Source organism: Pseudomonas sp. ChxA (assembly GCF_030263855.1).
In the GTDB taxonomy this organism is placed as follows: domain Bacteria; phylum Pseudomonadota; class Gammaproteobacteria; order Pseudomonadales; family Pseudomonadaceae; genus Aquipseudomonas; species Aquipseudomonas fluorescens_CB.
Genome location: NZ_JARPMK010000001.1, coordinates 3,155,237 through 3,169,543, shown reverse-complemented (window position 1 = coordinate 3,169,543; position 14,307 = coordinate 3,155,237). Strand labels below are relative to the sequence as shown.

The window sequence follows — 14,307 nt, the reverse complement described above, 5'->3', positions numbered from 1 at the left end:
ACCTCGAAGGGCTCGAGAAGTGAGCCGCGTGAGGGCGGCTCAGCCCGGCCGATCAGATAACAAACCGCGCGACCATCCCATTCAAATCCACCGCCAGTCGCGACAGTTCATGGCTGGCCGCGCTTGTCTGGTTGGCACCCGCCGCCGACTGAGTCGCCAAGTCGCGGATGTTGACGAGGTTGCGATCCACTTCACGAGACACCTGGGCCTGCTCTTCTGAGGCGCTGGCGATCACCAGGTTGCGCTCGTTGATAAGGCTGATCGACTGGGTGATCTGCTCCAAGGCCACACCGGCCGCGCGAGCCAGTTCCAGAGTGGTCTGGGTACGTTGGTTGCTCTGTTGCATCGACTGCACGGCTTCACCGGTGCCACTCTGGATACCGGCGACCATTTTTTCAATTTCCTGGGTCGATTGCGCGGTGCGGTGCGCCAAGGCGCGTACTTCATCGGCCACTACGGCAAACCCACGTCCGGCTTCACCGGCACGCGCCGCTTCAATCGCTGCGTTGAGCGCCAGCAGGTTGGTCTGTTCGGCAATCGCGCGGATCACATCGAGCACCTTGCCGATATCACGCCCCTGGGTTGCCAGGCCTTCAATCATCAGGGCGGTATTTTGCACATCCTGGGTCATGGTCTGGATTGCGCCGACGGTTTCCACCACGCGGTCACGCCCTTCCCGCGCCGCCTGGTTGGACTGGCTGGAAGCTTCGGAGGTGGACACCGCATTGCGCGCCACTTCTTCGACGGCGGCGGTCATCTCGTTGACGGCCGTGGCGGCCTGGTCGATTTCGTTGTTTTGCTGTTGCAGGCCTTTGGAGGCTTCTTCGGTGACGGCACTGAGTTCTTCGGCGGCAGAAGCCAACTGCGTGGCCGAACCGGCGATGTGCTGGATGGTCTGGCGCAGGTTGGTTTGCATCGCCGACAAGGCGCCCAGCAGTCGCGCAGGCTCATCTTTGCCGGCGTCTTCGATAACGGTGGTCAGGTTGCCGCCGGCAATGGTCTGGGCCACTTCCACTGCTTTGCGCAGCGGCGTGACGATGCTGCGGGTCAGTAGCCATGCCAGCAGTACCGTCATGAGTGCCGCCGCAACGGCCACAATGATGATGCCCATAACCGCCTGCTGGTAGCTACCTTCAGCTTCCCGGCCGGCCTTGTCGGCGTCGGTGCTGTTGATGGCGATCAGTTTGTTCAGTTGCTCGCCCATCAGGTCGGTGCCGTCCTTGATGCGCGTATTGATGAGCGTGCGCATGTCCTCGACTTTATTCTGCTGGGACAGCGACATCATTTCAGCCTGGGCGGCCAGATAGCTGTCGAGCGTGGCGGCGAAAGACTTGTATAGAGCCGCCTCATCGGCACCCGCCGGCATCACGGCATAGGCGCTCTGGGCCTGCTTGACCTTGTCGACCAGCACGGCCACGCGGGTTTTGGCTTCTTCAAGTGCAGCCGGCTCGCGGTTGATCAAGATACGGAACGAGAGAATACGCAAGCGCAGCACGTTCTCGGTCATATTGCCGAGGTACTTGACGCTGGGTAACTGGTTGGTCCCCATGTCCACTGAGGCCTGGCGGATTGTGCCCATGCGATTGACCGCAAACACGCCAAGTATTATGACGAGCAACGCAATGAACGCAAAACCTAGAAAAGCGCGAGGAGCAATATTCAGATTACGAAGGGACATAGGGGTGCTCTCAAGAGATAGTGATGGCGCGCATCCCTGCCGCGACACAATCCGTTAGCGTCAACGCGCGTCTCGGACCGTCAGGCGCCACTGTTTTAATTGGTGTGTGGGCCTATTCAGGCTATCGGCAGGCTTGAGAAATTAATCGGAACATTTCGAAATATTTTTTCACACTTCTGACGTCCGGCACTTTCTGGCATCCTGCGCCTCCATTTTCTGACCCGAGCCCGCATTTTGTCTGACGCTCAAGCTCCCCGCCCCCGCTATAAATCCGACCTGATCTACGGCCTGGAAGACCGCCCACATTTCACTGCGGCGATTTTTGCTGCGCTGCAACATGTGCTTGCCAGCTTCGTCGGCATCATCACCCCGACTCTGATCGTCGGCGGCGTGCTCGGCCTGGAAAGCGAAGTGCCGTACCTGGTGAGCATGGCGTTGTTCGTGTCCGGGCTTGGCACCTTTGTACAGGCGCGCACATTCGGCCCGGTCGGTTCCGGCCTGTTGTGCCTGCAGGGCACCAGCTTTTCCTTTATCAGCGTGATCCTCAGCGCCGGGTTCATGGTCAAGGCCCGGGGCGGCGGTACCGATGAGATTCTCTCGACGATTTTCGGCATCTGCTTTTTCGCCGCCTTTATCGAGGTGGTGCTCAGCCAGTTCATTGGCAAGCTGCGCAAGCTGATCACCCCGGTGGTCACTGGCACCATCATTACCCTGATGGGCTTGTCGCTGATCAAGGTGGCGGTCACCGACATGGCCGGCGGCTTTGGTGCAAGCGACCTCGGCGCAGCGGGCAACATGGGCTTGGCCGCCCTGGTGCTGCTGACCATCGTGGTCCTCAACCGCTTCAGCAACCCGTTCCTGCGCCTGGGCTCGATTGTGATCGGCCTGACCCTTGGGTTTGTTGTGGCCTGGATGATGGGCCGCGTGGATTTGGCTGCCCTGCCCCAAGTGCCGTTGATCAGCGTGCCGGTGCCGTTCAAGTACGGGTTCTCGTTCGATTGGGTGGCGTTTATCCCGGTGGCGGTGATCTTTTTGATTTCGCCGCTGGAGGCTGCCGGTGACCTGACCGCCAACTCGATGATTTCCCAGCAGCCGGTAAAGGGCCCGCTGTACATCAAGCGCATCAAGTCCGGCCTGCTGGCCGACGGCCTCAACTCGGCGATGGCAGCCACGTTCAACAGCCTGCCGATGGTGACCTTCGCCCAGAACAACGGCGTGATCCAGCTTACCGGCGTGGCCAGCCGCTATGTCGCGTACTTTATCGCCGGCCTGCTGGTGCTATTGGGGCTGTTCCCGATGATCGGCGCGGTGCTGCAACTGATGCCCAAACCGGTACTGGGTGGTGCCACGCTGATCATGTTCGGCACCGTGGCCGTGGCCGGGATCAAGATCCTCGCCGAAGCCGGGCTGCACCGGCGCAATGTGCTGATCGTGGCGATCTCCTTAGGCATGGGGCTGGGTGTGGCTGCCGTGCCGGAAGTGCTGCGCGACCTGCCCAAGGCGTTGCACAACATCTTTGAATCGCCGATCACCGTGGGCGCGTTCTGTGCAATCCTGCTGAACATTTTCCTCCCCGAAGAGTTCTTAGAGCTGGAAGAGGATGAATTTGATCCGGAGTCCTCTACCCTCAAGGTCATGCAGGATCCGGACGTCACGAAATAGGAGCACCTTTGTTATGCGCAAGCTCATGGTTCTATCGTTGCTGCTGCTGACCTTGAGCGCGTGCGCGCTGTTCCCCAATCGCGACCCGGTCAATATCAGTGTGGTGGGTATCGAGCCGCTGCAAAGTCAGGACCTGGAAGTGCGTTTCGCCGTGAAGTTGCGGGTGCAAAACCCCAATGAAACAGCGATCGACTATAGTGGTGTGGCCCTGGACCTGGACGTGAATGGGCGCCCATTGGCGTCCGGCGTGAGCGATCAGGCCGGAAGTATCCCACGCTTTTCCGAGACAGTGCTGATGGTGCCGGTGAGCGTTTCGGCGTTTTCTGTACTGCGTCAGACCTTGGGCCTGAGCCAGACCCAAAGCCTGAACAACCTGCCTTACACACTGCGCGGCAAACTCGCAGGTGGCTTGTTCGGCACTATGCGCTTTGTGGAGCGTGGCACCCTGGACCTACCCAACACCGCGACCTGGTAACGGCCATGCAACCAACGTTGTTTACCCAAAGACTGATCCTGAGCCCATTGACCCTGGCGGATGCCGAGGACACCCAGGCGCAATTCGCGCACTGGGACGTGGTGCGTTACCTGACTGCCGAGGTGCCCTGGCCGTATCCGGCGGACGGCGCTCGCCGCTATCTGGAACAGGTGGCCTTGCCGGGCATGGCCCGTGGCGACCAATGGCATTGGTCGATCCGCCTCAAACACGCGCCGCAACAGTTGATCGGCAATATCAACTTGACGGACGAGCAAGACGACAACCGAGGGTTCTGGCTGGGGCCGCAATGGCAAGGCCAGGGTTTTATGACCGAAGCCTGTGCGGCGGTGACGGAATACTGGTTCGATGTGCTCGAACGTCCGCTAATGCGTGTGCCCAAGGCCGCGCCCAACCAAGCGTCGCGGCGGATTTCCGAGCGCACGGGGATGCGCTTGATCGGCACGCAGATGGGGGAGTTTGTAGAAGGTACGTTGCCACGCGACATTTGGGAGATTACTCGCGAAGAGTGGTTGGCATTGAGATCTTTCAAACGCTGAAGATCTGATGTGGGAGATGGCTTGGCTGCTGTGGAGGTTTGTTGGTTTGTTGGTTTGTCGGTGTACATATCCGTTGCTGCGGTGATGGCCGCCTATGGTTCCGCTCTTACAGCGGGTCACTTTTGTAAAGACACAAAAGTAACCAAAAAGTCTTCGCCCCACCACTCGGCACCTCGCTTAGGCTCGGTGTGCCCTCACTCCGGCTTGAATCCGTGGGCCGCCGCGATGGGCCATCCTTGGCCCAGCGCGGCTAACCCGGCGTCCTGCCGGGTTACCCACGGATTCAAGCCTGCGTTCGGCCATCGTGGTTAACGGGGCGTCTCAGATCAAGATCAAGATCAAGATCTACAGCACGGCGGCCTGAAAGCCGACCTGAGTGGTTGAAGCAAGAGCCAGATCAAGTGCGAAGCAAAAGCCTATCTGAATACACTGAAGAACTGCTTTTCTGTGGGAGTTGGCTTGCCTGCGATGGCATCAACTCTGTGTACCTGACACACCGAGGTGTCTGCATCGCAGGCAAGCCAGCTCCCACATTAGAACGAGTATGGCTCTGCTGTTGCTTTTGCTGTTGCTCCGGCCCTTACATCCTTTTCGATGACGAAGTCAGCGGTCTTTTGATCTGCGCTTTTGATCTTGATCCGAAATCGCCCCCCCCAAATCACTGTCGGATTGCGGGCATGCCGAGCCATAGCGAGGCACCGAGTGTTGGGGCGAGGACTTTTTGGTTACTTTTGACTGGGCCGGCATTCCGGTCCTTGCAAAAGTGACCCGCCGTAAGGGCGGAACCATAAGCGGCCGTTACCGCAGCAACAAACCGCTATCGCAGGCAAGCCAGCTCCCACAGTTTTTTACCGCATTCAGTCAGTGATGTAGCGCACGCCCGGTTTGGCGCGTTCATCCACTACCAACTCGAATATGTCCGGCCGCGCGTAATGCCCCACCACATCGTAGTCATAGCGCGCCTGCACCAAATCATCGGTGTTGATCTGCGCGGTCAGCAAGCCCTCTTCACCCACCAGTGGGCCTGCCAGGATGTCGCCCATCGGCCCGACGATCACACTGCCGCCGGCGATCAACGGGCGCTCTGACGGCCAGTTGGCAACCTGCGTGCCCAGCGCCGCTGGCGAGGCCTGCACCTGGCAGGCACTCACCACAAAGCAGCGACCTTCATGGGCGATGTGGCGCATGCTCACTTGCCACATTTCACGCTCATCGACCGTCGGCGCGCACCACACTTGCACGCCCTTGGCGTACATCGCCGTGCGCAGCAGCGGCATCATGTTTTCCCAGCACACCGCGCCGCCCAAACGCCCGACGGCAGCGTCGATCACCGGCAAGGTCGAGCCATCGCCCGTGCCCCATATCAGCCGCTCAGTGCCGGTGGGCATCAGCTTGCGGTGCTTGGCCACCAGGCCGCCGGTGGGGTCGAAATACAGCACGGTGCAGTACAGCGTGCTGCCACTGCGCTCGATCACGCCGAGTACCAGGCTGGCACCGGTGCGAGCGGACAACCCAGCCAGCGCCTCGGTCTCGGCGCCCGGTACATCGATGGCATTGGCAAAATAGCGCGCGAAGGCTTCGCGGCCTTCCGGCAATCGGTAGCCCAATTGCGTGCCGAAGGTTTCGCCCTTTGGATAACCGCCGAGCAACGCTTCGGGCATCACCACCAATTGCGCGCCACTGCGCACGATCGCGTCCTCATAGGTGAGGATCTGCGCCAGGGTGTCAGCCTTGCCACCCGGCAAGGATCCGATCTGCAACGCTGCCACGGTAGAAATGGGCATCAGGTTCACTCCAGATAAAGGGGGTTGCCCATTCTCCGGCGAGCAGCAATCATGAATAAAGCCCTCCTCAGTGCTAAATGATATGAGTCAAATGAATATCGCCCAGGTTGACCTGAACCTGCTGAAAACCTTCGAAGCCTTGCACGATGAGTCCAGCGCCAGCCGCGCAGCCTTGCGCCTGGGCGTCACGCAATCGGCGATCAGTGCCGGCTTGCGGCGTTTACGTGACGTGTATGGCGACCCACTGTTCGTGCGCACCGGGCGCGGGCTGGCGCCGACTTTGCGTGCTAACCAGTTGAAACCGGTGATCAGCGAAGCACTGGACCGTTGTCGACAAAGCCTGGAAATGATTAACCCGGACAACCCGAACTATCAGGGTCGTTCGGTGGTACTGGGCTTGTCCGATGACTTTGAAATTGCCCATGGCCGGCGGCTGATGGCAGAAATTGCCCGGCGTGCGCCAAAACTGCGGGTGATTTTCCGCCAGACCCACAGCCAGATCGTGGCAGCCGCCCTGCTTGAGCGCAGCCTGGACCTGGCGATCACCGCCGGCGGCTTTGCCGAGCGCAGGTTGAGTCGGCACGTATTGGGCGAAGGTGATTATCGTTGCCTGGTCGACCCGCATAGCCTGGCGCCGGGCCAACACGGCATCAGCCTTGCGGAGTTCGTGGCACGCGAGCATGTGCTGGTGTCGTCGGGAGGGTTTATCGGGATTACCGATGAAGGGTTGGCGGCGCACGGGTTGAGCCGCCAGGTGTGTGCGTCCACCAGCCACTTTGCCGGGCTGCCGTTTTTGCTCAAGGGCAGCGCGGCCGTGGCGACGATCCCCGGGCATGCCGCCGAGGCGATTGCGCAGATGACTGGCTTGCGCGTACTGGCCTGCCCACTGACGTTGCCACGCTACCCGGTGGAGCTGGGCTGGCGCACCCAGGCGCAGCTGGATCCGCTGCTGCTCAAAGTACGCGAAGCGATTGTGGCCGGCTTTACTTAGCAGCGGCCATCAGTTTGTTGACTTCGCTGCGCACCATATTGGAAAACTCCGGCGGCGACATGCCATCAAGCTCGGCACGTACCCATTCGGCCCACTTGCCTTTGCGCTTGGCACGCTCGCCGAACAAACGCGCCGCTTCGCCCTTGGCCTTGCCCAGGTTGGTTTGCCACAGGTCGTAGAGGCGGGACTTTTCATCTTCCAGCTCGGCACGTTCGGCGAGGGTTTTGTTGGCCAGATTGAAGCTCATGTTGAATTACCTGCTGCACAAATAGGTGACATCTTACACTGTAGGTCGAAATATCCTGATTCGGATTTTGCCCGCAAACCGCTCACAGCAAAAAAACTGCAACTTTTAGCCAAGCCCGACACTCCATTGTTCACTGTCACATTCACTCGCAAGGAGTCACACAATGGCCCGCAAAACTGCCGCCCAAGCTGTCGAAGATCAAATCAAGGATCAAGCTTTCAGTGAACTGACGGCCTTGATCGAAGAGTCGGACAAGCTGCTCAAAAGCAGCGCTTCGCTGGTAGGCGAAGAAGGTGAGACGCTGCGCGAGCAGGTTGCCATCAAGCTCAAGCAAGCGCTGGACTCGGTGTCCAACGTGCGTGAACGCAGCAAGCCGGTGGTGGACGCCACCGAAAACTATATCGGTGGCCATCCATGGCAGACCGTGGCCATTTCGGCAGGCTTTGGCCTGGTGGTTGGCCTGTTGTTGGGTCGTCGCAACTAAGCCAAAGGGCTAGGCCAAAGGGGCTGCGCTGATAGCGCAGCCCCTTTTATTCTTCTGCCAGTGCCTGCAACTGCTTGAGCTCCTGCGCATCCATCTCGATGCCGGTTTCCTGCGACTTCGCCCGTGTGCGATGGCGCCGATCCCCTGGCAACCGCCGCAACCCCGCCGCATGCATCTGCCGCACCAGTTCCTGGCTGCGCTCGGCAAAGCCTTGCCCGGCGGTTTTGCTTGGGTCGATCACAATCAGCAGCTGGCCGGTCCAGGGTGTTCGCGCACCGGGATGATCGGCCCAATTGAATTCGAACGAAAAATGGCCACCCGTGAGCGCAGCCGCCAGCAACTCGACCATCATCGACAGTGCTGAACCCTTGTGCCCGCCAAACGGTAACAGCGCGCCGCCTTCAAGAATCGCCTTGGGGTCCTGGGTTGGCTGGCCCAGGCTGTCCACGCCCATGCCCGGCGGCAAGCGCTCGCCCTTGCGTGCAGCGATCTGCACGTCGCCATGGGCAATCGCACTGGTAGCCAGGTCAAACACGATGGGCGGCCCGTCGGCGCGCGGCGCAGCAAAGGCAATGGGGTTGGTGCCGAACAGCGGTCGATCCGCGCCATGGGGCACCACGCAGGTCATGCTGTTGACCACGCTGAGCGCTACCAGGCCCTCCTCGGCGAAAGGCTCGACATCGGGCCACAGTGCCGCAAAGTGGTGGGAGTTTCGAATCGCCAGCAGCGCGATCCCGGCACTGCGCGCCTTCGCTACCAACAGCGGGCGTGCGGCCTCCAGTGCCGGCTGGGCAAAGCCGTTGTCGGCGTCCACGCGCACAAAGCCCGAAGCTACGTCCTCGACCACAGGCACAGCCTTACCATTGACCCAGCCGCTGTTGAGTGTCGATACATACCCTGGAATACGAAACACGCCGTGGCTATGGGCGCCATCACGTTCGGCGCTGGCGCAGTTATGCGCAAGGATCGCGGCCACCTGCGCCGAGGTACCATGCCGAACAAAGACCTGTTGTAGCAGGCCCACTAACTCGGTGAAGCCGATTGCGGTTGAAGCCTTGGCCACTGTCGGAGACTGCGCAGACATTTGAAGCTCCGTTTTTATGATTGCGTTTTTATGATTAGGAGAGGCAACGAATGGACATTCAAGCCTTCGATTAAACACCACGCACAGTGCCTGCTGTCAACTTGCTACGGGCCTCAATAGTTACCCCCGCCCGCCGGTCACGCGTCCTTAGCCTGTCGCTCCCCTACACGATGGAGCAAGCCCATGACCGGCGTAACCCCTGCGTATTTTTTTGACGAATTCCTGCTGCCGCTCAAAAGAAACGCGCCTAGCGAGCGAGAGCGTGCGCTAGGACTTAGCGTCAAAGACCTTGACTGGCTGCATACGGTGTACCAGGCCACCGATGCAGCACGCAAAGACCCTGAGCGGCAGACCCACCCCATGAGTGTCGAAAGGCTGCTGATCAATGTCACAGACCAGCCGCCCATCCCCCTCGCCGGCGCATTTTTGATGAGCCCTACGCCGGACGACGGCAAGGCGCTGCTTTACACGCCTTATGGCGGCATCCAGGTGTTTGACGATCATGCCAGCCTGCTTGTAGAGGTCGGCAAGCAACTGGCGGACACGGTACAGCGTGTCCAATTGATGAGCTTTCTGTCGATTACACAGCGCAGCGCCTTGCCCGCCAGCACGCCAATAACGCTGACCACCACCACTGTCGAAGGCGCTGTCATGCAAGACCAGGAGCAAGCCCTGGAGGCCTGCCAGCAAGACAACGTGCGCGTCGTATTGGAGCATCTGCAGACGACCCCCACGCTCTACAGCATGCTCGACACGCTGCTCAGCATCATGGCGCGCTCGTACTTCCCCAAGCTGGATCAACGCGATACACGGGTAGACTTTTTTATCTCGGACCCGGCAGGCGGTCAGCGACGCTGGATCAATGCGCTGCCCTTGAGCGAAGCGTTCCTGCAGTTTTATGTGAAACATGCCTGGCCCAAGGACCAGACCCGTGAATATTTCAACCCGAAACACATCACCAGCACTTTCACCCCGGCAGAGCGCGAACAAGATCAGCAGTATTGGGAAGCCCTGATCAAAGAAACATCCGGCAGCCTGTCAAAACTGCTGGGCAGCCTGCTGAAGACTTATTGGAACGAGGACATCGGCAACCAGACCTCACGCCTGGAATGCTTCACCCAGGTCATGGCGGATAAATTTCGCCTGGATGTCTTGCTCAAGCGCCAGCAGCAAATCCTCACCGCCGACGAAAGCCACACCCTTCAGGCATTGTTTCTGCCAGACCAGCGCGCCCGTAATGCCCACGCCAAGAAACTAAGTGTGGAAAAAGTACGCCTGCAGGCGCCCTACCAGCACTATGTGGAACTGGCCAGCACGCTATTGATCAGCGACAGCCACGCCTACCTGTACACGCAGTCGCGTGGGGTGCAGGTACTCAAGGACATGCAGGCGCTCAAAGATACGTTACTGAGTATGCTCAAGGCCGCAGGCCACGAAGATGAACTGCTCAATTTCCTGTCCCTGGATGAGCGCGACACCTTTATTGGCATGGACCGGATAGACATCGCCGCCCAGCCGGTTCCAGGCAACGCGTTTTCCGGCATGCTCGAAGACATTGCGGCCAAGCAGACCAGTAATATGAACCACGCACTGGACCTGTTCCGGCGCAGTGATGGCCAGATAAACCTGGACGCGCTGCTCGATTGCGCCCTGGATATACGCACGATGCTGGACAGTCGCCTGGCGGCGCTGGAAACGTCCGGGCGCTGGACCACGCACCTCGTCACCAGCGGTAACGATCGGCCGTCAACGGTGCAGGCCGAGCGCGCAAAACTGCAGCTCAAGCGTCTGCGCGCCGCTGAAGACGCACTGGCTGCCGAGCGCAGGCAACACCCGACATTGCGTACGATGGTCGCAGCGGCCCTTGATGCAGAGCTGCGATCACAGCGCCTGGACCTCAAGGCTGATGAGGTCTTTATAAACACCTACCCCACACCTGCCCAGGAGCGCGAAGAGCGGCCAGTGGTGGCGACCGTGAGCATGGTTGACCACTTCATAGAACGCCTGAGCGGCGAAGCCTTGCCTGTTTCCAACATGTCCTCGACCGGGTTTTACACGCAGCTAGAGCCGCATGTAGCCCTGAAGGTCCACAGCATGACCTTGAGTACCTTCAACCGGATCAATGATCGCGTCTTGAAGGTGTTTGCCACTCACGAGATGCGCCAGCTGCCACTTCTATTCCTCAATAACATGCGTGAAAAACACGCGCACTCGATGTTGCTTGGCTTGCGCAGCGAGGCCGAACTAAGGCTATTGGGTAAAACACTGCCGCCCAGTTGCCAGGCGGTGGTTGATACCCTGCTACGTACCGACAGCCTTGAACGCTTGACCCGACATGGGTTGAACGGGTTCCTGCCGGATGCCTACGCCTTGACACTGAATCAGGGCACATCCAGCGCCGCGCAACCCCTTGCCAACCTGTTTGTACTGACCGAACGCGGTGGTTTCGACCCGCAGCGCTCGGGCCAGGCCGTGCTCTGGACCCCTCGACGCGGGTATGAAGTGTTCGCTTCGGTGCACGCCTTGCGCGAGGAGATAACACAGCGCCTGCAGCACCCGATCAAGTGCTTGCCGCTGCTGGAAAACCTGGCGCTTTCATTGCGTAAGCCGCACCAGGTTTATCAGTTGGGCCCGCTGCAACGCATTGACGACAACGTGCTGAACAACCGCCTGAAAACTTACGGCGACCATGTCATGCACAGTATCGATCAATTGATCGCGATGAAATTGCCCGCTCGCGCCCTGCAAGACTGTATTGAGGCAGCCTTGGAGCAATCTGCACCCACCAACCTCGCGCGGGCCCAGGCGGTGGCAAGTGCCATGGCCCATCAACAGGCGCTGCCGGTCTGGTTGGGCATGGCGCCTGCCAAGGATCAGATCCATCAAGCCGAACTGCTCGAGCAGTATCACAACAGCGCCCCGGACGCGGAAGACTACCTGCACGGTATTACCTCAATGCGCGCGCATACGCGCACGGCACTGCTGGCCTTGCTTAAGGCGCGCTTTCCCGGACAGGTTCTGGACCCCGATAACGTGCTGATACCGGTGCATCAGGCCCTCGACGTACAGGTTGACAGCCTGACCGATTTTGCCTTGCGCCATTGGCCAGATCTGGACGCCGAAAACATTCGCCCCCGCTCGCGGACCGCCACTGCCCTGCCCGCTTCATTGGATGCCCGCGCGGTGGTGCAGATGGTCCGCCAGCTTGACCTGAAAAGCGTCTACCAGAAGCTGCTGCAAAGTCGGCTGGACCCCAAAACGGACGAGGGACGCAAACGCCGGCGCTTGTTTTGCCGACAATTGCCCTGGCAGACGTTGCAATATGCCCATGAGCAAAGGCTGCAAGAACAGCTGACAGCACAGGCGCTGAGTAGCGTGCAACAGGTGTTCGACATGCCTGACGCGGTGGCGCGAACGGCGCTGGACAGTGCAGCCGCCACGTTTCGGCCCTTGGAGTTGATTGCAACCGAAGGGGCTGCGGCCGCCAAGGTGCTGGGCATGTACCTGGTGGGCCCAGCCGTCGGCAGTGCTGGGCCGCTGGTGATGTTTGCGCCTTATAGCGACCGCCATGTGCTCAAGGAGTACAGGAACGAGCAAGACTTGCTGGATGAAGTAGGCAGGCCGGGAGCGCTTCAGGATTCAATCATCCGGCACCTGGAGGCGCCTCATCAGGCGACGTACCGGAACTTGCTGCAAAACAACCGTCATCGCCCCCTCGACATCCGGCTGGCCTTCACCAAGGTCACCGGCAACGCCCTGCACTTGCTGTTCAATGACAACACCCTGATATTGCTCAAGATGCTGGCCAGCCAGTTCGAGGAAGGCACCAAGACACTCTGGGACCGAGTCACGCTTGCGCTGGGCGAAGGCATCCCGAAAGCAGTGCAGTTCATGGCCGGAAAGCTCGCATACCCACTGATAGTCTGGCGCAGCTACGTGCTGTTCAAGCGCTCAGCCGACGAGTTGCAGTTGCACCAATGGAAAGCCGCGCTGAAGGACTTCATCAAGGGCGTGGCGCAAATGGCTGCCCTGCGCGGCGAGCTTGAGGGCACCGAAGCGCCGCCGCCCAACGAAACCGAGGTGTCCGAAGCCGACTTGTCAGATGAGACCCTGCCCACGGCTACGGGCTTGTCCGCCCTGCGCGTCACTGCCCCCTCCCGCACGCGGCTGCAGCCTTTCGAAGATCACGATGTTGCATTGACCGACCTTGAGTTTAAGGCCGCCAGCCATGTTTACACGGACAAGACAACATTGAAAAACTATGTGCCCCTTGCGGGCAAAGTGTATGCGGTCAAGCAAACCGCAAAACATTGGCGCTTGGAAAAAGATCACCTGAAAGGCCCTTATGTGGGCCAAAACCCACAGGGCAAATGGGTACTGGACCTCAAGCGCCACACTCCGCGTTTCGGCAAAACCCTGTCGCGCTTGAGGACCCACAGCGGCGAACAGGACGCGATCAATATCGAAGCAACCGGTCTTTTGGAGATTGCCACGCTGTCGAGCTGGCAAGCCCAAGTGATCAACGAAGCGTTGAATGTTGCGACTTATTACGCCAACAATTGTCATCGCAACCTGGTTCGGTTTTCAGCACAACGCGACCCCAACAGCCGCATTGGCCGTTTTTTGGGCGAGATGTTCGGCGTCGTCAGCTTGACCGCTGACCAGGTAGACAGGCTCAAGAGCATTGCCCATAAAATGCTGGAAGCGCTGTGCGAGTCGAGCTTGGCTCGCCACGACTCAACTCGGTTTGTCAGCGGTACCAGTCGAATCGATGTGGACAATCAATACGCTTTTACGATTGCCGATGACCGCGAGCGCAAAGTGTATTTGCTCGAGCGGTTTTTTTATCCGCACATGAATGTCTACCGGGGCCGCTTGAACTCTGCGTTCGACATCTCGGCCCATGCGCGGGCCAGCGTGCTGATTCACGAATTGACGCACTTGCAGCTCAGCACTGAAGACCTCGCCTACATTGACAGCATGCGCCCCTTCCCCGACCTGATTGATACGGCCAAGCGCGGCTCTGTGGTGCTGAAAACCGAGCTGGAAGACTTGCGCAAGTACGCACTGTCCACACTGACACCTGCCGACATGCTGTTCAAAGCCTGGGATGATTACACCGCGACATGGGAGGACTACGGGCCTGATACGTCAACTCAAAACCTGCGCAAAAAAGCCCTCGACACCACTGGGGCCAAGACCCTTGCAGCCGCCCGTGCGGTGTTCATGACCGATGCCGACAAGCGTATCGACACTATCCTGGCCAATGCCGACTCCTTGACTTACCTGATTACCGAACTGGGTCGCATGCTGGATGCGGGGGCGTAAGCCCCCGGCGCGCAGGG

10 protein-coding genes are annotated in these 14,307 nt (G+C 59.7%); 6 read left to right on the top strand and 4 right to left on the bottom strand.

Translation table 11 applies throughout. The features are described 5' to 3' along the window. Positions 1–52: 52 nt before the first annotated feature. Positions 53–1,678, bottom strand: coding sequence for a methyl-accepting chemotaxis protein (locus P5706_RS14090; RefSeq protein WP_285679596.1), 1,626 nt, complete (start codon positions 1,676–1,678; stop codon positions 53–55). 234 nt (positions 1,679–1,912) lie between these two features. On the opposite strand from P5706_RS14090, the gene P5706_RS14085 reads away from it, so the two are divergent. The 3 genes from P5706_RS14085 to P5706_RS14075 are packed head-to-tail and all read left to right on the top strand — an operon-like array spanning position 1,913 to position 4,372. After that, positions 1,913–3,340: a nucleobase:cation symporter-2 family protein gene (locus P5706_RS14085; protein ID WP_200434158.1), complete on the top strand. Its 1,428-nt coding sequence runs from the start codon at positions 1,913–1,915 to the stop codon at positions 3,338–3,340. Between the two features lie 13 nt (positions 3,341–3,353). Further along, positions 3,354–3,815 carry an LEA/WHy family protein gene (locus tag P5706_RS14080; RefSeq protein ID WP_017138141.1) on the top strand — a complete coding sequence of 154 codons (462 nt, stop codon included), beginning with the start codon at positions 3,354–3,356 and terminating at the stop codon, positions 3,813–3,815. A 5-nt stretch (positions 3,816–3,820) separates the two neighbouring features. Continuing rightward, positions 3,821–4,372: a GNAT family N-acetyltransferase gene (locus P5706_RS14075; RefSeq protein WP_285679595.1), complete on the top strand. Its 552-nt coding sequence runs from the start codon at positions 3,821–3,823 to the stop codon at positions 4,370–4,372. Positions 4,373–5,229: 857 nt separating this feature from the next. Here the strand turns inward: P5706_RS14075 and P5706_RS14070 are convergent. Beyond that, complete coding sequence (locus tag P5706_RS14070) at positions 5,230–6,156, bottom strand: carbon-nitrogen hydrolase family protein (RefSeq protein ID WP_200433772.1); 927 nt, start codon at positions 6,154–6,156, stop codon at positions 5,230–5,232. 91 nt (positions 6,157–6,247) lie between these two features. Between P5706_RS14070 and P5706_RS14065 the strand changes: the two genes are divergently transcribed. Continuing rightward, positions 6,248–7,147: a LysR family transcriptional regulator gene (locus P5706_RS14065; RefSeq protein WP_200433771.1), complete on the top strand. Its 900-nt coding sequence runs from the start codon at positions 6,248–6,250 to the stop codon at positions 7,145–7,147. Here P5706_RS14065 and P5706_RS14060 read toward each other — a convergent pair. Beyond that, complete coding sequence (locus P5706_RS14060; RefSeq protein ID WP_003190904.1) at positions 7,140–7,394, bottom strand: hypothetical protein; 255 nt, start codon at positions 7,392–7,394, stop codon at positions 7,140–7,142. The genes P5706_RS14065 and P5706_RS14060 overlap by 8 nt on opposite strands. Before the next feature lie 163 nt (positions 7,395–7,557). On the opposite strand from P5706_RS14060, the gene P5706_RS14055 reads away from it, so the two are divergent. Continuing rightward, positions 7,558–7,878: an ElaB/YgaM/YqjD family protein gene (locus P5706_RS14055; RefSeq protein WP_056860283.1), complete on the top strand. Its 321-nt coding sequence runs from the start codon at positions 7,558–7,560 to the stop codon at positions 7,876–7,878. Positions 7,879–7,924: 46 nt separating this feature from the next. Here P5706_RS14055 and P5706_RS14050 read toward each other — a convergent pair whose 3' ends face one another. After that, positions 7,925–8,962, bottom strand: a complete 1,038-nt coding sequence (locus P5706_RS14050) for an Ldh family oxidoreductase (protein WP_285679593.1) — start codon at positions 8,960–8,962, stop codon at positions 7,925–7,927. A gap of 183 nt (positions 8,963–9,145) precedes the next feature. Between P5706_RS14050 and P5706_RS14045 the strand changes: the two genes are divergently transcribed. After that, positions 9,146–14,290: a dermonecrotic toxin domain-containing protein gene (locus tag P5706_RS14045; protein ID WP_285679592.1), complete on the top strand. Its 5,145-nt coding sequence runs from the start codon at positions 9,146–9,148 to the stop codon at positions 14,288–14,290. Positions 14,291–14,307 lie beyond the last annotated feature (17 nt).